Origin of the sequence: Streptomyces sp. NPDC017943 (genome assembly GCF_044328425.1) — a bacterium.
Lineage (GTDB): Bacteria > Actinomycetota > Actinomycetes > Streptomycetales > Streptomycetaceae > Streptomyces > Streptomyces djakartensis_A.
Genome location: NZ_JBIRHH010000006.1, coordinates 303,890 through 322,100, shown reverse-complemented (window position 1 = coordinate 322,100; position 18,211 = coordinate 303,890). Strand labels below are relative to the sequence as shown.

Annotated in this window: 16 protein-coding genes; 8 read left to right on the top strand and 8 right to left on the bottom strand. The window is 74.5% G+C overall.

Features of this window, described 5'->3' with window-relative positions; translation table 11 throughout:
• Nucleotides 1-232 precede the first annotated feature (232 nt).
• Genes murJ through ACH4C6_RS21465 form a run of 5 tightly spaced genes read left to right on the top strand, consistent with a single transcriptional unit; the run spans nt 233 to nt 5,579 of the window.
• A complete protein-coding gene (gene murJ / locus ACH4C6_RS21485; protein WP_398110187.1) occupies nt 233-1,909 on the top strand; it encodes a murein biosynthesis integral membrane protein MurJ in 1,677 nt (558 codons plus the stop codon).
• Nucleotides 1,893-2,684 carry a polysaccharide deacetylase family protein gene (locus tag ACH4C6_RS21480; protein WP_398110186.1) on the top strand — a complete coding sequence of 264 codons (792 nt, stop codon included), beginning with the start codon at nt 1,893-1,895 and terminating at the stop codon, nt 2,682-2,684. The genes murJ and ACH4C6_RS21480 overlap by 17 nt, the downstream gene beginning before the upstream one ends.
• On the top strand, nt 2,681-3,832 hold the full coding sequence (locus tag ACH4C6_RS21475) for a glycosyltransferase (protein WP_398110185.1): 1,152 nt from the start codon (nt 2,681-2,683) through the stop codon (nt 3,830-3,832). Before ACH4C6_RS21480 ends, ACH4C6_RS21475 begins: the two co-directional genes overlap by 4 nt.
• Complete coding sequence (locus ACH4C6_RS21470) at nt 3,829-4,479, top strand: lipopolysaccharide biosynthesis protein (RefSeq protein WP_398110184.1); 651 nt, start codon at nt 3,829-3,831, stop codon at nt 4,477-4,479. Before ACH4C6_RS21475 ends, ACH4C6_RS21470 begins: the two co-directional genes overlap by 4 nt.
• Entirely contained in the window at nt 4,476-5,579 is a 1,104-nt protein-coding gene (locus ACH4C6_RS21465; protein ID WP_398110183.1) for a GNAT family N-acetyltransferase, read from the top strand. Before ACH4C6_RS21470 ends, ACH4C6_RS21465 begins: the two co-directional genes overlap by 4 nt.
• A gap of 38 nt (nt 5,580-5,617) precedes the next feature.
• Here the strand turns inward: ACH4C6_RS21465 and ACH4C6_RS21460 are convergent, their stop codons facing one another.
• Nucleotides 5,618-6,910 (bottom strand): glycoside hydrolase family 26 protein, encoded by a 1,293-nt coding sequence (locus tag ACH4C6_RS21460; protein WP_398110182.1) that lies wholly within the window; start codon nt 6,908-6,910, stop codon nt 5,618-5,620.
• A 128-nt stretch (nt 6,911-7,038) separates the two neighbouring features.
• Between ACH4C6_RS21460 and ACH4C6_RS21455 the strand changes: the two genes are divergently transcribed.
• Nucleotides 7,039-8,247 (top strand): ATP-grasp domain-containing protein, encoded by a 1,209-nt coding sequence (locus ACH4C6_RS21455; protein WP_398110181.1) that lies wholly within the window; start codon nt 7,039-7,041, stop codon nt 8,245-8,247.
• A gap of 40 nt (nt 8,248-8,287) precedes the next feature.
• Nucleotides 8,288-8,506 carry a hypothetical protein gene (locus ACH4C6_RS21450; protein ID WP_398110180.1) on the top strand — a complete coding sequence of 73 codons (219 nt, stop codon included), beginning with the start codon at nt 8,288-8,290 and terminating at the stop codon, nt 8,504-8,506.
• A 53-nt stretch (nt 8,507-8,559) separates the two neighbouring features.
• On the opposite strand, the gene ACH4C6_RS21445 is transcribed toward ACH4C6_RS21450, so the two are convergent.
• From ACH4C6_RS21445 to ACH4C6_RS21435, 3 genes are all read right to left on the bottom strand, one after another.
• Nucleotides 8,560-9,291: a chaplin gene (locus ACH4C6_RS21445; protein WP_398110179.1), complete on the bottom strand. Its 732-nt coding sequence runs from the start codon at nt 9,289-9,291 to the stop codon at nt 8,560-8,562.
• Between the two features lie 137 nt (nt 9,292-9,428).
• Nucleotides 9,429-9,656 (bottom strand): chaplin, encoded by a 228-nt coding sequence (locus tag ACH4C6_RS21440; RefSeq protein WP_398110178.1) that lies wholly within the window; start codon nt 9,654-9,656, stop codon nt 9,429-9,431.
• 232 nt (nt 9,657-9,888) lie between these two features.
• Complete coding sequence (locus ACH4C6_RS21435) at nt 9,889-10,284, bottom strand: rodlin (RefSeq protein ID WP_376334374.1); 396 nt, start codon at nt 10,282-10,284, stop codon at nt 9,889-9,891.
• A 246-nt stretch (nt 10,285-10,530) separates the two neighbouring features.
• Between ACH4C6_RS21435 and ACH4C6_RS21430 the strand changes: the two genes are divergently transcribed.
• The gene (locus ACH4C6_RS21430; protein WP_266457110.1) at nt 10,531-10,926 is read left to right on the top strand and encodes a rodlin; all 396 of its coding nucleotides are present in this window, start codon (nt 10,531-10,533) and stop codon (nt 10,924-10,926) included.
• Nucleotides 10,927-11,004: 78 nt separating this feature from the next.
• Here the strand turns inward: ACH4C6_RS21430 and ACH4C6_RS21425 are convergent, their stop codons facing one another.
• The 4 genes from ACH4C6_RS21425 to ACH4C6_RS21410 form a co-directional block, all read right to left on the bottom strand.
• Entirely contained in the window at nt 11,005-12,924 is a 1,920-nt protein-coding gene (locus ACH4C6_RS21425) for an AMP-dependent synthetase/ligase (protein WP_398110177.1), read from the bottom strand.
• 97 nt (nt 12,925-13,021) lie between these two features.
• Nucleotides 13,022-14,512 (bottom strand): von Willebrand factor type A domain-containing protein, encoded by a 1,491-nt coding sequence (locus ACH4C6_RS21420; RefSeq protein ID WP_398110176.1) that lies wholly within the window; start codon nt 14,510-14,512, stop codon nt 13,022-13,024.
• 148 nt (nt 14,513-14,660) lie between these two features.
• The gene (locus ACH4C6_RS21415; protein ID WP_398110175.1) at nt 14,661-15,527 is read right to left on the bottom strand and encodes an ABC transporter permease; all 867 of its coding nucleotides are present in this window, start codon (nt 15,525-15,527) and stop codon (nt 14,661-14,663) included.
• Nucleotides 15,524-18,178, bottom strand: a complete 2,655-nt coding sequence (locus ACH4C6_RS21410) for an alpha/beta fold hydrolase (protein WP_398110174.1) — start codon at nt 18,176-18,178, stop codon at nt 15,524-15,526. The genes ACH4C6_RS21415 and ACH4C6_RS21410 overlap by 4 nt, the downstream gene beginning before the upstream one ends.
• Nucleotides 18,179-18,211: the final 33 nt, after the last annotated feature.

The following is an 18,211-nucleotide window of genomic DNA, read 5'->3' as shown; positions in this document are numbered from 1 at the left end:
CGACCCGACCCCGCCCACCGGACCGACTTCACCCGCCGGACCCGCTCCAGCCCACGGACCCGCTCCGACCGTCGGACCGGCTTCACCTGCCCGACCCGATCCGACCACCGGACCAGCGCCCCAGACCCCCTCGGCGACCCCCCGCATCCCGCCGGCCGCCCGCCCACGGGAAGCCACCGCGGGCGAGCCGGCCGCGGCCAGCGGAGGGGCGCCGCTCCCCGGAGGGCCGGGCATGCCCGTCACGGCGGACGGGCCCGGTGCCTGCCCGGCCGCGGGTCCGCCGGTCCGGCGTCCGGTCTCCGGCGACGTCCCGCCTTCCGCCCCCGGCGCTGCCGACGCGCCCGTCACGCGGGGGTTCCTCGCCCGGGCCGCCGCGCTCACCGCCGTGCTGTCGGCGGCGGGAGCCCTGCTGGGGCTGGTGCGGGACCAGTCGCTGGCGCGGATGTTCGGGGCCGGGAGCGCGACGGACGCGTTCCTCGTGGCGTGGACCGTGCCGGAGTTCGCCGCCACCCTGCTCATCGAGGACGGGCTGGCGATCGCCCTCATCCCGGCGTTCAGCATGGCCCTGGCCCGGCGTGCCGGGGGCGCCGCCGGGGACCCCGTCCGCTCGCTCGTCGCGCACACGCTGCCCCGGCTGGCCCTGGCCTTCGCCGCCGTGGCCGCGCTCCTGGCCGTGCTCGCACCGCAGCTGGTCGCCGTCCTGGCGCCCGGGCTGCCCGACCCCGGGCTCGCGGTCGACTGCACCCGGCTCACCGCCACCTGCGTGCTGACGTTCGGGCTCGCCGGCTACTGCAGCGCGGCCCTGCGCGCCCACCGCCGGTTCCTCGCCCCGGCGGCGATCTACGTCGCGTACAACACCGGCATCATCACCGCCGTGCTCGTGCTGGGCGGGCGGTGGGGCGTGCGGGCGGCGGCGGCCGGCGTGGCCGTCGGCGGCTGCCTCATGGTGCTGGCGCAGGTGCCGGTGCTGTGGCGGGAGTTGCGCCACAAGGGCGTTCCGCTCGCGCAGCCGCCCGCCGGGACGGGCGAGGGGCGGGCGATGGGGGTCGCGCTGCTGGCCGCGGTCCTGCTGTTCGCGCTGTGCCGCCAGTCCCAGGTGCTCGTCGAGCGGTTCCTCGGCTCCACGCTGCCCGCCGGTGCCATCTCGCACCTCAACTACGCGCAGAAGATCACCCAGATCCCGATGACCCTGTCGCTGATGCTGTGCACGGTCACCTTCCCGGTGGTCGCGCGGGCCCTCGCCGACGGGGACACCGAGCGGGCCCGCTCCCGGGTCGAGCGCGACCTCGCGCTGGCCGCCTCGATGGTGCTGGCCGGCGGGGCGGTGGTGGTGGCCTGCGCCCCGCAGATCGTCGAACTGCTGCTCCAGCGCGGTGCGTTCACCGCCCGGGACACCGCGGCGACGGTCGAGGTGATGCGCGTCTACGCCCTGGGCCTCCTCGCGCACACCCTGGTCGGCGCCCTGATCCGTTCCTACTTCTCGGCCGGGCGGGTCACCTGGTTCCCGCTCGGCGCGATGGCCGCGGGCCTCGCCGTCACGGCCGTGGCGGGCGTGTGGACGGTGGGGCCGTGGGGCGTGCGCGGGATCGCCGCCGCCAACGCCGCCGGCATCACCGTCACGGCCGTGCTGCTGCTCGCCGGACTGGCCACGCGCGGCGTCCCGGTCCGCACCCGGCGGGTCCGGTCCGCACTGGCCCGGTCGGTGGGTGCGGCGCTGCCCGCGGCTCTCGCCGGTGCCTGGGCGGCCGGCCGGTCCGGCTCGCCCGTGCCTGGTCTCGCCGCCGGTGCCGTCACCGTCGCCGTCGTCTTCCTCCCGCTCGGCCGCGCCCTGGGCGACCAGGGCTGCGTCACCGCGCTGCAGTCCCTCCGTTCCGTCTCACGAAGGCTCCCTCATGGCCGCACCCGTTGACTCCCCCGACGCCGGGGCCGGCGCCGCAACCGACTCCGCACCCGGAACCGGCGCCGCACCCGGCCCGGCCCTGTTCGTGGCGATGTACCACTCCGTCGGCGACCCCACGGACGACCCGTACCGCGTGACGGTCTCGCCCGAGCGGCTCGACCGCCAGCTGCACTGGCTGCGGCGGCGCGGTCTGCGCGGGGTGTCCATGGCGGACCTGCTGGCCGCCCGGGCCCGGGGCGCCGGCCACGGCCTGGTCGGGCTCACCTTCGACGACGGGTACGCCGACTTCGTCACCGAGGCCCTGCCCGTCCTGCGCCGGCACGACTGCGGCGCCACCCTGTTCGTGCTGCCGGGCCGGCTCGGCGGCGACAACGCCTGGGACCCGCTGGGCCCGCGCAAGCGGCTGCTGACCGCGGAGGGCGTCCGGCAGGCCGCGGCCGAGAGCGTCGAGATCGGCTCGCACGGGCTGACCCACGTGGACCTGACCAAGGCCGACGACGCCACGCTGACGTCGGAGACCGAGGGCAGCAGGACCGTGCTCGCGGAGCTGACCGGCACCGCGCCCGCCGGCTTCTGCTACCCGTACGGCACGCTCGACGCCCGGGCCGTCGAGGCCGTGCGGGCGGCGGGCTACAGCTACGGCTGCGCGATCGACCCCGGCCCCCTCGGCGGTCCGCACGCCCTGCCCCGGGTACACATCGGCCAGAACGACACCGGCGTACGGCTGTTCCTGAAGTACCGGCTGCACCGGCTGCGCCGCCGAGCCGTCCAGGAGCCGCGGTGAAGGCCCTGCACATCATCACCGGCCTCGGCGTGGGCGGTGCCGAGCAGCAGTTGCGGCTGCTGCTGCGGCACCTGCCCGTCGACTGCGACGTGGTGACGCTGACCAACCCGGGCGCGGTCGCGGCCGGGCTGGCCGCCGACGGGGTGCGGGTGCACCACCTCGGCATGGCGGGCAACCGCGACCTGGCGGCCCTGCCCCGGCTGGTGCGTCTCATCCGCCGCGGCGGCTACCAGCTCGTGCACACCCACCTGTACCGCGCGTGCCTGTACGGCCGGATCGCCGCGCGCCTGGCGGGCGTCCGGGCGGTCGTCGCCACCGAGCACTCCCTGGGCGACTCGCAGATGGAGGGGCGGCCCCTGAACGCCGGGGTGCGTGCCCTGTACCTGGCGGGCGAGCGGCTCGGCCGCACCACGGTCGCCGTGTCCCCCACGGTCGCCGAGCGCCTGGAGCGCTGGGGCGTGCCGGGCCCGCGCATCGAGGTCGTGCCCAACGGCATCGACGTGGCCCGCTTCCGCTACGACCCGGCCCGCCGCGCCGAGACCCGCCGCCGGCTGGGCCTGCCGGACGACGCGTACGTCGTCGGCGCGGTCGGCCGCCTCGCCCCCGGCAAGCGCTTCGGGACGCTGATCCGGGCGCTGGCCCACCTGCCCGCCGACCACCGGCTGCTGCTGGTCGGCGCCGGCCCCGAGGAGGACGTGCTGCGCCGCACCGCCCGGGCGGCGGGGGTCGCCGACCGGGTGCTGTTCACCGGCGAACGCCCCTACGTCCCCGACGGCACGCCCGGCCCCGACCTGCCGTCGCTGACCTCCGCGATGGACGTCCTGGCCTCCCCGTCCCCGGAGGAGGCGTTCGGCCTGGCCGTCGTGGAGGCGCTGGCGGCCGGGCTGCCGGTGCTCTACGCCTCCTGCCCGGCTCTGCAGGACCTGCCCGCGTCCGCCGCGCCCACCGCCCGGCACGTCACCGGCGGCCCGGACGCGTACGCCCGGGCCCTGGCGGACGTACGCCGGCAGGGGCCCGGGCCGCGCTCGGTGCCCGAGGCCGCCCGCCACTACTGCATCACCCGCAGCGCCGCCCGGCTCATGGACGTCTACGCCGCCGCGGTCGCCCGTCCCCTGCCCGCCCCGCCCCAGGAAGCCCGCACCTCATGACCGACACCCCCGCACGGCAGCACCGCCAGGCCTCCGCCCTCACCCGGACCCTGCCCCCCTGGTCCCTGCTCGCGGCCGGGGCCGTGGCAGGCGGTCTGCTCGGGGGTGCCTACGGACTGGTCCGGACCCCCGAGTACACGGCGACCAGCTATGTCGTGGCCGTGCCGACGGCGAAGTCCGACACCTCCACCGCCCTCGGCTTCGCCCAGGCCTACGGCCGGGTGGCCACCCAGCTCGCGGTGCTCGGGGACGCACAGGTGTGGGCGGGCGTCCCCGTGGAGACCCTGCGGGGCGGTGTCCGGACCGCGACCTCGCCGGACGCGCCGATGGTGGCGGTCACGGCGACCTCGGAGCGCCCGGAACAGGCCGCCGACATGGCCAACGCCGTGGCCCGGGCGCTGACCCGGCACGCCGAGGACGCCGAGCCGTCCACCCACGTCGAGCTGCGGCAGTTCGCCCGCGCGGTGAGCCCGGACGAACCGTCCTCGGCGTCCGCGGGGGTGACCGGCCTGGTCGGGGCGAGCGCGGGCGGGCTGCTGGGCGGGCTGGCGCTGCTGGTCCGGCCGCGGCGGGTCACCGGGCGCCCCGGCCGCCCGGCCTCCGTGCCCGGCCCGGCCTTCGCCGCCGACGCGCAGCGGCAACTGTGACGTACCGCGCCGAACTGGTCACCGACGAGCGGGACTTCGCGGGGCTGGCCGACGACTGGAACCGGCTGTACCGGCACTGCGCCTGCGCCACCCCGTTCCAGAGCCACGCCTGGCTGCACTCGTGGTGGCGGTCCTACGGGCAGCACGCCCGGCTGCGGCTGGTGCTGGTGCGCGCCGCGGGCGGCGAACTGGCCGCGGCGGCCCCGCTGATGCGCGTCCGGCGTCCGCTGCCCGCGCTGGTGCCACTGGGCGGGGCGGTCTCCGACTACGGGGACGTGCTGCTGGCCGACGAGCACGGCGACGAGCCGCTCGCCGTGCTGTCCGGCGCGCTGTCGGACGTGGCCCGCGGGGCGCTGATCGACCTGCGCGAGGTCCGGCCGGGCGGCGCGGCCGAGCGGCTCTACGAGCAGTGGCCCGGGCCCCGGCGGCGGGTGGACGACTCGGTGTGCCTGGAACTGCCGGCCGCGCCCATGAGCGAGCTGATCGCCCGGCTGCCGTCCAGGACCCAGCAGCGGCTGCGCGCCAAGCTGCGCAAGCTGGACGCGCTCGGTGTCCAGCGCCATGTCGTCGCCCCCGGCGGGGTCGAGGCCGCGCTGGTGCGGCTGCTGGAGCTGCACCGGCTCCAGTGGCAGGGGCGGAAGGTGACGTCGGAACATCTGCGGCCCAGGTTCCGCGAGCACCTGGTGCGGGCGGTCGGCGCGATGGTGTGCTCCGGGGACGCGGTGGTGACCGAGTTCCGGCTCGACGGCGAGGTCGTGGCGGTCGACGTCACCCTGCTCTCGCCCCGCCTCGCGGGCGGCTACCTGTACGGCGCGCACCCGGTGCTGCGCGAGCGCAAGGCGGACGTGGCGGCGATGCTGCTGGACTCGACGGCCACGCACGTCAAGGACGGCGTCCCGGGCACGCTCAGCCTGCTGCGCGGCAACGAGCCCTACAAGCACCACTGGCGTCCCCGGGCGGTGGTCAACCAGCGGCTGCTGCTGGCCCGCCGGCACACGGCGCCGCTGCTGGCCGCCGCCCTGTGCGACGCGACGGCCCGCCGGCACGGCAAGGAGCTGCTGCGCGGACCGCGCGAACGCGACCGCGGCGGCCGGCCCTGACCGGGCCCGCCGCCGCGGCACGCATGTCCTGTCCCGGGCTAGCGCGTGGTGCGCGGCATCCAGTCGAGGCGCAGGCAGAGCTTCCCGCCGATCCAGTACTCCACCCAGTCGCCGAGGTTCAGCGGCGAGCAGTCCTGCGGCCGCGGCGTGCTCGGCTGGGGTGTGGGCGTCGGGGTCGGGGCCGGGGTCTGGGCCGGTTCGGTGGGCGTGGGGGGTGCGGTGGGCGTGGGGGGTGCGGTCGGCGTGGTGGGGGCCGGTTCCGGGTCCTTGCGGCCGAAGAGGAACGACCGGTAGACCTCCGACGCCCGGGGGTTGGCCCCGCACTGCCAGACGCCGTGGGGGCAGTAGTCCGTGAGCGTCTGGTAGAGCGGCTTGTGCTCGTCCATCCAGGCGAGCATGCGCTTCATGTACTCGGGGTTGTCGCCGTTGCGGAACAGTCCCCACTCGGGGAACGAGATGGCCTTGCCGTGCGCCTTGGCGAAGTCCACGTGGTGCTGGAGCCCGTACGGCTCCGACACCTGCTCCTCGAAGGCCATGCCCCGCGGCTGGTCGTAGGCGTCCAGGCCGATGATGTCGACGGTGTCGTCGCCCGGGTAGCACTCCGTCCAGGGCACCGCGTCGCGGCCGCGGCTCGGGGTGAAGTCGAACCGGAACTTCTGGCCCGGCACCGCGCGCATGGTGGTGACGATCCGGTTCCAGTACTGCTTCCACGCTTCGGGGTCGGGCCCGCAGCGGTGGGTGTAGGTGATGCCGTTCATCTCCCAGCCGAGGACCAGGACGGTGTCCGGTACGCCCAGCTCGACCAGCCGCTCGCCGAGTGCGCGGAAGTGGTGGTCGAACCGGCCGGCCGCGGCCTCGCGCAGCAGCCGGCGCACCTCGCGGTCGGACACGCCCTCCTCGTTGCGCTCCATCATCGGCACGTTGAGGACGAGCAGCCGGTCGGGCCGCTCGCGGCGCCAGTTGGCCCACACGTCGAGGAAGCCGGGGCGGCCCTCGATGTTGCTCCAGCGGTCGCCGGGCAGGTAGGTGTGCCCGACGCGCAGGTCCGCGCCGCCGAGCCAGGTGCTCAGCTGCGCCATCCGGGCCACGCCGCGGGGGCCGTAGTCGAGGTAGGCGCCGATGGCCGGGGTGGTGCGCGCGGGTGGGGCGGACGCGGTGGGGGTGGGGGCCGCCGGGGTGGCCGTCACCGATGGCGGTGCCGGTTCGTCGGTCCGTGCCGTTCCCGCGCCCGCCGCGGTGGTCTGGCCGGACGCCAGGACCGCTGTCGCGGCCACCGCCGCCGCGACGAATGCCAGCCGCCGGGACCGTGCGCGTCGCTGCCGTGTGGCCATGGGCGCCCCTTTCGCTCGTCTCCGCTTACTGACACTCAGTCATATGAAAGGCATTCATGCCACCGCCGGTGAGGCTTTCGAGTGGCCCCCTCGTCCGCACCGGTGACCCAGTTCGAAGGAATGAGTTCGTGTCGCTGCTCGATGTTCGCGTCCCCGCGGTGGTGCTGCGGATCGACCGGAACCCCTTTCACCACGGGACCCTCGGCGCGGTCCGGTCCCTGGGCAGGGCCGGGGTGGACGTGCACGTGGTCGCCGACGGCGCGGGCAGTCCGGTGCGCCGCTCCTGCTTCGTCCGCGGGGTGCACACGCCCCCGCCGCCCGGGGCGGACCCGGCGGAGGTCGCGCGGGTGCTGCGTGCGGTGGCGGCCCGGGTCGGGCGGCCGGCGGTGCTCGTGCCGATGGACGACGCCAGTGCCCTCGCGGTGGGCCGGACGCGTGAGGAACTGGGGTCCGGCTACCTGCTGCCGTCCCTGCCGGGCACGCTCTGCGAGCGCGTCGCCGACAAGGCGGAGCTGGCCCGGACGTGCGCCGCCCTGGACGTCGCGCACCCGGAGACGATCGCCCCGGACAGCCCGGCCGAGGCCGTCACGGCCGTCGCGCGCCTGGGGCTGCCGGTGGTGGCGAAGTGGAGCCGGCCCTGGCTGCTGCCGCCGGGGGCCGGGCTGCGCAGCACGGTACTGGTGCACTCCTCGCGGCAGGCCCGGGAGCTGTACGCGCGCTCGCAGGAGGCGGGCAGCCCGCTGCTGCTTCAGGCGTTCCTGCCGCCGGGGCGGGACCGGGACTGGTTCGTCCACGGGTACGCCGACCGTTCCGGGGCCGTACGGGCCGGCGGCACCGGCCGCAAGCAGCGGGCGCGGCCGCGCGGGGCGGGCCTGACGTCGGTGGGCCGCTGGACGGCCAACCCGGAGGTCGGGGCGCTCGCCGAGCGGATCACGCGGGCCCTGGGCTACCGCGGCATCCTCGACCTGGACTTCCGCCGCTGCGGCGCGACGGGCCGCTACCACCTGCTCGACTTCAACCCGCGTCCCGGGGCGCAGTTCCGCCTGTTCACCGATTCGGCGGGCCTGGACGTCGTCCGGGCGCTGCACCTGGACCTGACGCACCGTCCGCTGCCGGAGGGGGCGCCGCGGCCGGGGCGGGCGTTCGTGGTGGAGAACTACGCGCCGTGGAGCGCGCTGCGTCCGGCGCCGGCGGGACGCGAGCTGGCCTGGCACGCACCGGACGACCGGGCACCGGGGCGGGCCATGTGGCGTCTGTGGACCCGGCACGCGGCGGGCCGGGTGCTGCGGCGCCCGAGCCCTGCGTCCCTGGGGGGCCTCACCCGGCTGGCTCGGTAGAAGTACGTGACTTTCATACTTAAATGTCTAACTTGTGCTCATGACTCACATGAAGCGCACCGCCACGGTGCTCACCAGCCTCGCCCTGAGCGTCTCCGTCCTCGGCGGCACGGCGTCCGCCGCCGACGCGGACTTCCTCCCGCGGCTCGACTCCGCGTCGAGCTCGTCCGACTCCCGTGAGTGCAACGAGCACGACAGTCTGGGTCTGCTCCTGCTGGGCATCCCGCTGCTCGGGTTCTTCTACCCGGCCGACTGCTGATCCCACGGACCGTGAACGGGTGCCGGGCGCGCTTGCGTCCGGCACCCGTCGTGTCAGCGGTGGGAGGCGGCTCGGCCGCGGCGGTAGAGCACGACGCCGCCCGCGACCATCACGGCACCGGCGGCGCCCGCTCCGTAGACGGCCTCGGCGCCGGTCTCGGGGAGGCTGGGCGGCTGCTCGGGCGTGCCGGGGGGCGTGTGCCGACCGCCCGGGGGCGTCGCCGGGGGCGACGACTCGTGGCCGCCCGGCGGGGGCGTGTGCGGGGGTGTGGTCGGCGGAGGGGTGTGCGGGGGCGTGACCGGGGGTGTCTGCGGGGGCTTGGTGGGAGGGGTGTCGCCGTAGCCGTACCCGCCGTCGTCGTCCCCGTAGCCGCCGTCGCCGTGGTCGTCGTCCCCGTACCCGCCGCCGCCGTACTCCTCGTCGCCGTACCCGCCGCCGGACGGTGTGTCCCCGGCGTGACCGCGGGAGGTGCCCTCGTCCTCGTGGGCGGACGTGCCGGAGGAGTGGTGCCGCTCTTGTGCGTGGTGGCCCTCACCGCCGTCCGAGTCGGTGGCGCAGGAGTTGCCGAAGGCGGGGTTGAGCGCGGCGGCCACGTCGACGGTGTTGCCGCAGGCGTTCACCGGCACCTCGACGGGGACCTGGACGTTGTTGCCGGACACGGCGCCCGGCGAGCCCGCGGTCACTCCGTCGGCCGACGTGTCGGCGAGCGCGGCGCCGCCGCACAGGGTGAGGATGCCCGTCGCAGCCGCCGCCGCGACCATGCCCCTGTTCAGGGTCTGTCGCAATCTCGTAGTCCTTCCGCTCATGGAAGCTCGTGAAAGCTCGTGGGAGCTCGGGGAAGTGGGAAAAGCCGGCCCCGGAACGGAAGGTGATGTCCCGGGGCCGGCCAGGTCGCAGCCGGTGCTGCAGGTGCGTTACCGCGTCAGTCGTTCACGCACGCGTTGCCGAACGCCGGGTTCAGCAGGGCGATGATGTCCACGGTGTTGCCGCACAGGTTGATCGGGATGTGCACGGGGATCTGGATGACGTTGCCGGACAGCACACCGGGGGAACCGACGGCGGCACCCTGGGCGCCCGCGTCCGCCATGGCCGGGGTGGCCATGCCCAGCGCCATGATCGCGCCCGCGACGACAGCAGCGCTCTTCTTCATGAGACTTCCCTTCTCTGCGGTCATGCCCCTTTGACGGCCGAAACCGAGCGAGCACAGCTTGTACGGCTCGCACCATGACCTGCAGCCTGCAAACGAGGAATTGACGCCCGGGGAAACTGAGCAACGTGTCGCACCGGGTAATTCACTCGAATGCCGCAGGAAAAGATGCGGATACGGCCGGGCGGCCCCCCGGATCTCCGGTGGGCCGCCCAAGCTTGCGTGCGGTACTTGCTCAGTCGCCGTTCGCCGAGAGGACCGACAGGTCCTCCAGGATGTGGTTGAGCGCGCCGTCCCGCTTGCTGTTCGTGGAGTTGTCCGCGCACTGCTGCTGGACGTGGTCCGACAGGACCGGGATGTCCTGGACAACCACGCCGATGAGGGCGGCGACACCGACATCGAGGTCCTGAACGGCGACACAGGGCTTGTTGAGCGTCCCGTCGACCAGCGAGAGCTGCGGGCTCATGTCGCCCTTGGTCGCCGAGTTGCCGAACGACGACGACGCGCCGTTGCCGTTGGCGACGGACGGTCCGGAGTCGTCCCCGACGGCAAGAGCCTGGGGAGCTGCCGCCACCGACATTCCGATGACACTGGCGGCGGCCGCCGCGGCGACCATTGCCTTCTTGAGCACTTCGCGTTCCTTTCCTCGTAGCGACGCACTGTCCTACGGCCTCATCAACAGGGCTCCGGATGATTGGTTGCGGGTGTTCACCCGGTTGGCCCGCAGCGCCCGAAACTCCTGATAATCAGCCGGGGGCGAAGAACACACAAACTGTCCTCGCGTGGGCCGACAGGGTGACGAGGAGAAACCATGCACCGCTCGCGCAGTTGACCAGAACGCTCCGTAGGACGGGGTTTCCTCAGAAAGGACTGGTCAGTGATCAAGAAGGTTATTGCCACCGCGGCGATCGCCGCTTCCGTCATGGGAGCCTCCGCCGCCGCGGCCCCGCAGGCCCTGGCGATCGGCGACGACAGCGGCCCCACGGCCGTGAACGGCAACGGGGCGATGCAGAGCTTCGGCAACTCCTCGACGTACGGCAACATGAGCCCCCAGATGGCGCTGATCCAGGGCTCGTTCAACAAGCCGTGCATCGCGGTGAACGACCTGCCCATCGGGGTCGGCGCGCTCATCGGCATCCCGATCCAGGACATCCCGATCCTGTCGGACCACCAGCAGCAGCAGTGTGCGGAGAACAGCACCAACGCCAAGCGCGACGGTGCGCTGGCGCACCTGCTGGAGGACGTGTCGATCCTGTCGGCCAACGGCGAGTGACGTTCCGGCTCCGCCGAGGCGGGCCGTCGGGCTGCTGCCCGGCGGCCCGCCTTCTTGTGTGCGGGTGCCCGCGGTGCGTCAGGCCCGGCGCGCGTACAGCGCCTCGATCTGCTCCGCGTACGCGGCCGTCGCCGCCGGGCGCTTGACCTTCAGGGACGGGGTGAGCAGCCCGTTCTCCTCGGTGAACTCGCCCTCGACCAGGGCGAAGGCGCGGATCGACTCGGCGCGTGAGACGGCCTCGTTGGCGTGGTCGACGGCCCTTTGGACGTCGGCGCGCAGCCGTTCGTCGTGGATCAGCTCGGACAGCGGGGTGTCCGCGGGCAGTCGGCGCACCGCGAGCCAGTGGGCGAGTGCCTCGGGGTCGAGCGTGATCAGGGCGGCGACGAAGGGGCGCCCGTCGCCGACGACGAGGCACTGGCCGACGGGCGGGCGGCTGCGCAGGCGGTCCTCCAGGACGGCCGGGGAGACGTTCTTGCCGCCGGTGGTGACGAGGATGTCCTTCTTGCGGCCGGTGATGGTGAGGTAGCCGTCCTCGTCGAGGGAGCCGAGGTCGCCGGTGGCGAACCAGCCGTCGTCCAGCGCCTCGACGGTCGCGGCGGGGTTGTTCCAGTAGGCGCCGAAGACGATGCCGCCCTTGATGAGGACCTCGCCGTCGCCGGCGATGCGGACGGCGGTGCCGGGCACCGGCAGGCCGACCGTGCCGGGGCGGGGGTCCAGGGGCGGGACGACGGTGGCGGCGGCGGTGGTCTCGGTGAGGCCGTAGCCCTCGTAGATCAGGATGCCGGCCGCGTAGAAGAACAGGTTGAGTTCGCGGTCCAGGGGGCTGCCGCCGCTGATGGCGTAGCGCATGCGGCCGCCGAGTTCCTTGCGGATGCGGCGGTAGACCAGCAGGTCGTACAGGGCGTGGGCGGCGCGCAGGCCCGGGCCGGGGCCCTTGCCGCGGCCCAGGAACCGGTTCATGTGGGCCTCGCCGAAGCGGACGGCGATGCGGTGCGCGCGGTCGAAGGAGGCGCCGCGGCCGAGTTTCTCGGCGGTGGCGCGGCCGGTGTCGTGGATCTTCTCGAAGAGGTAGGGCACGCCGACCAGGAAGGTCGGACGGAACGACCTGAGGGCCGGGCGCAGTTCGTCGGGCTTGATGCCGGGGCAGTGGCCGGTCTCGATGCGGGCCATCAGGCAGGCGATCTGGAGGGTGCGGCCGAGGATGTGCGCGAGGGGCAGGAACAGCAGGGTGGAGGCGGCCTCGCCGGTGACCGCCTTGAACAGCGGGTGCAGCAGCTCGACGGTGTTGGCGGCCTCGGCGTGCAGGTTGGCGTGGGTGAGGACGCAGCCCTTGGGACGTCCGGTGGTGCCGGAGGTGTAGCAGAGGGTCGCCGTGGTGCCGGGGGTGAGGGCGGTGCGGCGCTTGGTGACCTCCTCGTCGGGGACGTCCCGGCCGAGGGCGGTGAGGTCGTCGAGGGCGCCGCCGTCCAGGTGCCAGACGCGGGGCGGTTCGGCGTGGGAGGCGGTACCCGCGCGGACCGTCCCGGCGTTCGCGGCCGTCTCGGCGACGACGTACCGGGCGCCCGAGTCGCGGACGATCCATTCGACCTGGTCGGCGGAGGAGGTGGCGTAGACGGGGACGCTCTGGCCGCCGGCGGACCAGACGGCGAAGTCCAGGACCGTCCACTCGTAGCGGGTGCGGGACATGATCGCGACGCGGCCGCCCGGTTCGAGACCGGCCGCGATCAGGCCCTTGGCCACGGCGGTGACCTCGTGGGCGAAGGCCGCCGCCGTGACGGGCTGCCAGGTGCCGTGCCGCTCGCGGCGCAGCACCACGGCGTCGGGGTCCTCGGCCGCGTTGGTGAAGGGGATGTCCGCGGTGCTGCCGGTCGTCGGGCGGGGCGCGAGGGGGGCCGTGCGGGCCTCGCGGACGACGCCCCGCTCGTCCCGGACGGTCTCGGCCCTGACCGCCAGGTCGGTGCGGTGCTTCGCCCGTTGCAGATCCTTGCGTACGCCCATGACGGCTCCCGGTCGCGGATGAGGCTGACGTGCTGCCGTACTTACTTACTCCGGAGTCAACTTACTCATGCGTAGCCAGGGGTCAATGGGGCGGGGGTCACATCAGGCGGTGCGCGGTGCGGATCGCCTCGGCCAGGCGGCGCAGCTCGGCGTCCTCGGACCGGTCCGCCAAGTCGTCCGCCCGGCCCACGAGTTGCTCGATCCTCGGGGCGCCCGGCACGGGGTGCTCGCCATGACGCAGGGCGTCGGCGAAGTAGGCGGCCGTGGCGGTGGTCCGCAGGCCGCGGCCGGCGCTCCAGACGGAGTCGCCGAGGGCGCCGGTCTCCAGGTCGCCGGTCTCCTCGTGCGGGTCGCGGGTGTTCGGGTCGAGCCAGCGGACGGTGGCGGTGGCGAGGTGCCCGTGGGCGCCGGGCCGGGTGCGCACGGCGTACAGGGCGGTGACGGTGTGGCCGGGGCCCACCTCGCCGCCGTCGACGCGGTCGTCGCGGAAGTCCTCGTCGGCGACGCGGCGGTTGTCGTAGCCGATCAGCCGGAACTCCTCGACGGTGGCCGGGTCGAAGGCGACCTGGGCCTTGGCGTCGCGCGCGGTGAGCTCGACGTGGCGCGGGAGTTGCTCGCCGAACACCTTGCGGGCCCCGGCCTCGTCGGAGACGTAGGCGGTGTGGCCGTCGCCCCGGTCGGCCAGGCGTTCCATGAGGGCGTCGCCGTAGTCGCTGCCGACGCCGACGCCGAAGAGGGTGATGCCGTGCTCGCGGCGCTCCCCGGCGATCTTCTCCAGGATGGTGCCGGCGTCGGTGTCGCCGGTGTTGGCCAGGGCGTCGGAGACCAGGACGACCCGGTTGGTGGCGCCCCGGCGCAGGCCCTCCACGGCGGTCTCGTAGCCCTTCTCGACGCCGGCGCCGAGGTTGGTGGAGTCCTGGACCTCCAACTCGTCGACGGCGTCGAGGATCCGGTCGCGGTTGCCGTCGAGGCGGGTCATGGGCAGGACGGTCTCGGCCTCGTCGCTGAAGGTGACCAGGGCGACGGAGTCCTCGTCGCGCAGCCGGCCCGTCATCACGGCGAGGGACTTCCTCGCGAGGTCCAGGCGGCCCGGCTCGGCCATGGAACCGGAGACGTCGACGACGAAGGTGAGGGCGGCGGGCGGGCGGGCGCCGGTGTGCCCGGCCGGGCGGGTGGCGAGGCCGACGCGGACCAGGGACCAGTTCCCTTCCCCGGTGCGGGCGCCGTCGACGGTCACCGAGAAGCCGTCGCCGTCGGGGCGTTCGTAGTCCTGGCGGAAGCTGTTGACGAACTCCTCGGGGCGGACGGTCGAGGGGTCGGGCAGCCGGCCGTCGGCCAGGGTGCGGCGGGCGTGGTCGTAGGAGGCGGTGTCGACGTCGAGGGCGAAGGTGGAGAGGTGGCCGGGGTCCGCACGGCGGTCGTCGTACTGGTCGGTGCCCCGGCCGGGGGCGGGCGCGGGCAGGCCGGGGAGGTCGCGGTCGGCGCTCTTGCCGCTCTCGCCGGCCCCTCCCCCGCCGCACGCGGTGAGCAGCAGTCCGCCCGCCGCCGTGCACGCGAGCAGCAGTGTGCGTGTCCGGTACCGCTCCATCGTCCTTACCCCCTGGGTCCGTTGCCGTCGGCTTCTTGCGACTGTGACGGCGCCGGAGGGCGGAACGTGCGGTACGGGGCGTTGCGGAATCGTCTCGAAGCGGCCACGGGGAGCGGTCTTCGAGACCGGTGGGTGATCCTCCGTCGACCTAGGAGACGACGTCCTTGCGGGCGAAACCGCGGAAGGCCAGGGCGAACAGCACCAGCGCGTAGGTCACGGAGATCGACGTGCCCTGGATCATGTCGGACCACTCCAGCCGGGGCCGGACCGCGTCGAGCCAGGCGTACTGCCAGTGCGCGGGCAGGAAGTGGCGCCAGTCGCCGAGGGCGGTCACCTCGTCCAGGACGCTGCCGATGATGGTGAGGAACACCGCGCCGCCGACGGCGCCGAGCGGGGCGTCCGTCCGGGTCGACAGCCAGAACGCCAGGGCGGCGGTGACCAGTTGGGACACCATGAGGTACGCCACGACGATCAGCAGGCGCTGGGCCGCCGTGCCGGTGGGCAGCGCGCCGCCGGTGGGCAACTGGAGCGGGCCCCAGCCGTACGCGGCCGTGCCGGCGATCAGGGCGACCACCGGGAGCAGCAGCAGGGCCGCGAGGCTCAGGGTGAGTCCGACGGCGAGCTTGGACCACAGCAGCCGGGCCCGGGGCACGGGTGCCGCCAGCAGATAGCGCAGGGAGGACCAGCTCGCCTCGGAGGCCACGGTGTCGCCGCAGAAGAGGGCGACGGGGATGACGAGCAGGAACCCGGCGGCGGCGAACAGGTTGACGGCCGCGAAGTTGGCGCCGGACGCGGTGGCGGTGTCCATGAGGTTGACGCGGTCGTTGGTGCCGCCGGGGTCGCCGCCGACCTGGAAGGCGATGAGCAGGATGACCGGCAGGGCGAACAGGACGCCGCCCATGACCATCGTGCGGCGCCGCTTCAGCTGCCGGACCAGCTCCACGCGGAAGGGCAGGGTGCGGCCCGCGCGGTAGCCGTCGGCGACCTCGGTCGGTGGCTCGGCGAGCTGGCTCATGCTTCGGCTCCGATCAGGGTGAGGAAGGCGTCCTCCAGCCGGCGGTGCGGGCCGACCGAGGTGACCGGCACGTCCAGCCGCACGAGGTCGGCGACCAGGCGCTGCGGGCTCCCCTCGGGGTCGAGCCGGACCAGCAGCCCGTCGTCGGTGCGCACCGCCGAGGCGATGCCCGGCAGGGCGGTGACCTTCTCCCGCAGCGGCTCGTCCACGGGCGTGGCCGTGCCGACGAGGAGCGTGTCGCCGGAGCCGGTGATGTCCGCGACCGGGCCCGCCTGGACCAGCTGCCCGTGGTCCATCACGACCAGGTGGGTGCAGGTCTGCTCGACCTCCGCGAGCAGGTGGCTGGAGACGATGACCGTGCGGCCGGCGGCGGCGTAGCGGATCATCACCTCGCGCATCTCGCGGATCTGGGGCGGGTCGAGGCCGTTGGTGGGCTCGTCGAGGATGAGCAGGTCGGGCAGGCCCAGCATGGCCTGGGCGATGGCCAGGCGCTGGCGCATGCCCTGGGAGTAGGTGCGTACCGCCCGGGCGAGGGCGTCGCCCAGACCCGCGATCTCCAGGGCCTCCTCCAGGTGCGCGTCCCCGGTGGGGCGGCCGGTGGCGCGCCAGTACAGCTCCAGGTTCTCCCGGCCGGACAGGTGCGGCAGGAAGCCCGCCCCTTCGACGAAGGCGCCGACCCGGGAGAGGACCGGGGCGCCCGGGGCGATGGCGTGGCCGAAGACGCGGATCTCGCCGCCGTCGGGCTTGATCAGGCCCATCAGCATGCGCAGGGTGGTGGTCTTCCCGGCGCCGTTGGGGCCGAGGAGGCCGAGGACCTGGCCCTTGTCCACGCGGAAGGAGAGGTCCCTGACGGCGTACCGGTCGGAGGACTTCGCGTAGCGCTTGGTGAGGCCGGTGATCTGGAGGGGGACCTCGGCGAGGGCGGGGTCCGGCGGGGCGGGGGCGGCCGTGCGGCGGCGGCCCGTGACGATCAGGGCCAGGGCGATCGCGGCGCCCGCGAGCGGCAGCCACCACACCCAGGCGGGCAGCCCGGCCCCGGAGTCGCGCTGCCCGAGCGCGGAGGGCACCGCCAGGTCGCCCTCGAGGGAGACCGTGTGGGTCGCCGGGGCCGTCGGGGAGGCGTAGCCGAGGTCGGTGGAGGCGAGGACCAGCCGCAGGCGGTGGCCGTCGTCGATCTCGTGGTCGATCGCCGGGAGGGTGATGCGGACGTCCTTGCCCTCCTTGGCTCCCTCGACCCGGACGGGCGTGACGAGCTGGGACGGCAGGACGGGCTGGGTGCGGCCCGGGCCGACGTCGTAGAGCTTGGCGAAGAGCACGACGTCGTCGCCGGTGGACCGCACGTGGACGGTGACCGTGGGCGAGCCGGTGATCTGGAGGTCCTCGCGCTGCGGCGCGGACTCGAACGCGGCGAACTGGCCGGGGAAGTCCAGAGAGACGCCGATGCCGAGCGTGGAGAGCCGGCTCAGGCCGCCCGCTCCCCCGAGTCCGGGCAGGGCGGAGACGCCCGGCGGGCTGGCACCGGGCGGGTTGGCGAAGCTCTGCTCGCGCCCGGCCAGGTCGACGGAACGCCGTCCGCTCTCCAGGCCGGGGTAGCGCTCGGAGGTCACCCCGGCCAGGCGGGGTTCGCCGTCGCCGGAGCCGGTGCCGAGGGTGCGGGTGACGCGGAAGGCGGGGCCGGTGGCGGTGCCCTCGTCGCCCTTCAGGTAGTGGTCGAACCAGGAGGCCACGCGGTCCTGGACCCGGCCGGTCTCCATGTCGCCGCCGTCGTGGCCGCCGGAGATCCAGTCGACGCCGACGGGGGCGCCGTTGGCGCGGATCGTCCTCGCGGCCTCGTCGGCCTGGCCGAGCGGGAAGAGGGAGTCGGACTGGCCCTGGATCAGCAGCGTCGGCACCTCGATGTCCTTGCCGACGGCGGACGGCGAACGCTCCTGGAGCAGCTCGCGCGCCTTCGCGTCGGGCTCGCCCGACTCGGCGACCCGCTCGTACATCCGGCACAGCTCGGGGGTGAACTGCGCGCAGCCGCCGCCGGAGTTGACGAAGATGCCCGCCCACAGCTTCTTGAACACGCCGTTCGGGAAGAGGGCGTCGGCCAGGTTCCAGTAGGTGATGGCCGGGGCGACGGCGTCCACGCGGTCGTCGTGGCCCGCGGCGAGCAGGGCGATCGCACCGCCGTAGGAGGCGCCGGCCATGCCGAGCCTGGGGTCGCCCTTCGCGTCGAGCTCCACCTGGGGCTGCTCCGCGAGCCAGTCGATGAGCCGCGAGACGTCGGCGACCTCGCCCCGCGGGTCGTTCAGGCCGATCTTCCCGGTCGACTTCCCGAAGCCGCGGGCCGACCAGGTCAGGACCGCGTAGCCGTCCCGGGCGAGGTCCTCGGCCTGCTGCCGGACGTCGTTCTTGCTGCCGCCGAAGCCGTGCCCGAGCAGGACGGCGGGGCGGCGGCCCTCCCCGGGGGCGGTGAAGTAGGAGGTGTCGATGCGGATGCCGGCGCCGGTGGCCAGGGCCCGGTCTTCGCGGTGGACGGCGGGCTCGTCGTCGTTCCCGACGGCCGTCCACGTGCCCGCGCCCGCGAGGACGACGACGGCGGCCCCGGCGGCGAGCAGCCTTCGGGGCCGCCGGAGCAGCCCGCGCAGGTCGGGCAGTCGAAGATCCATGCGTCAACGGTACGGGGTGAAACTGTCGGTCGG

Bases quoted from the DNA above. Each gene is read 5' to 3' on its own strand.
- ACH4C6_RS21420 (WP_398110176.1), bottom strand. From the start codon at position 14,512: ATGGAGCGGTACCGGACACGCACACTGCTGCTCGCGTGCACGGCGGCG.
- ACH4C6_RS21425 (WP_398110177.1), bottom strand. From the start codon at position 12,924: ATGGGCGTACGCAAGGATCTGCAACGGGCGAAGCACCGCACCGACCTG.
- ACH4C6_RS21470 (WP_398110184.1), top strand. From the start codon at position 3,829: ATGACCGACACCCCCGCACGGCAGCACCGCCAGGCCTCCGCCCTCACC.
- ACH4C6_RS21450 (WP_398110180.1), top strand. From the start codon at position 8,288: ATGACTCACATGAAGCGCACCGCCACGGTGCTCACCAGCCTCGCCCTG.
- ACH4C6_RS21460 (WP_398110182.1), bottom strand. From the start codon at position 6,910: ATGGCCACACGGCAGCGACGCGCACGGTCCCGGCGGCTGGCATTCGTC.
- ACH4C6_RS21415 (WP_398110175.1), bottom strand. From the start codon at position 15,527: ATGAGCCAGCTCGCCGAGCCACCGACCGAGGTCGCCGACGGCTACCGC.
- ACH4C6_RS21480 (WP_398110186.1), top strand. From the start codon at position 1,893: ATGGCCGCACCCGTTGACTCCCCCGACGCCGGGGCCGGCGCCGCAACC.
- murJ (WP_398110187.1), top strand. From the start codon at position 233: ATGCCCGTCACGGCGGACGGGCCCGGTGCCTGCCCGGCCGCGGGTCCG.
- ACH4C6_RS21440 (WP_398110178.1), bottom strand. From the start codon at position 9,656: ATGAAGAAGAGCGCTGCTGTCGTCGCGGGCGCGATCATGGCGCTGGGC.
- ACH4C6_RS21410 (WP_398110174.1), bottom strand. From the start codon at position 18,178: ATGGATCTTCGACTGCCCGACCTGCGCGGGCTGCTCCGGCGGCCCCGA.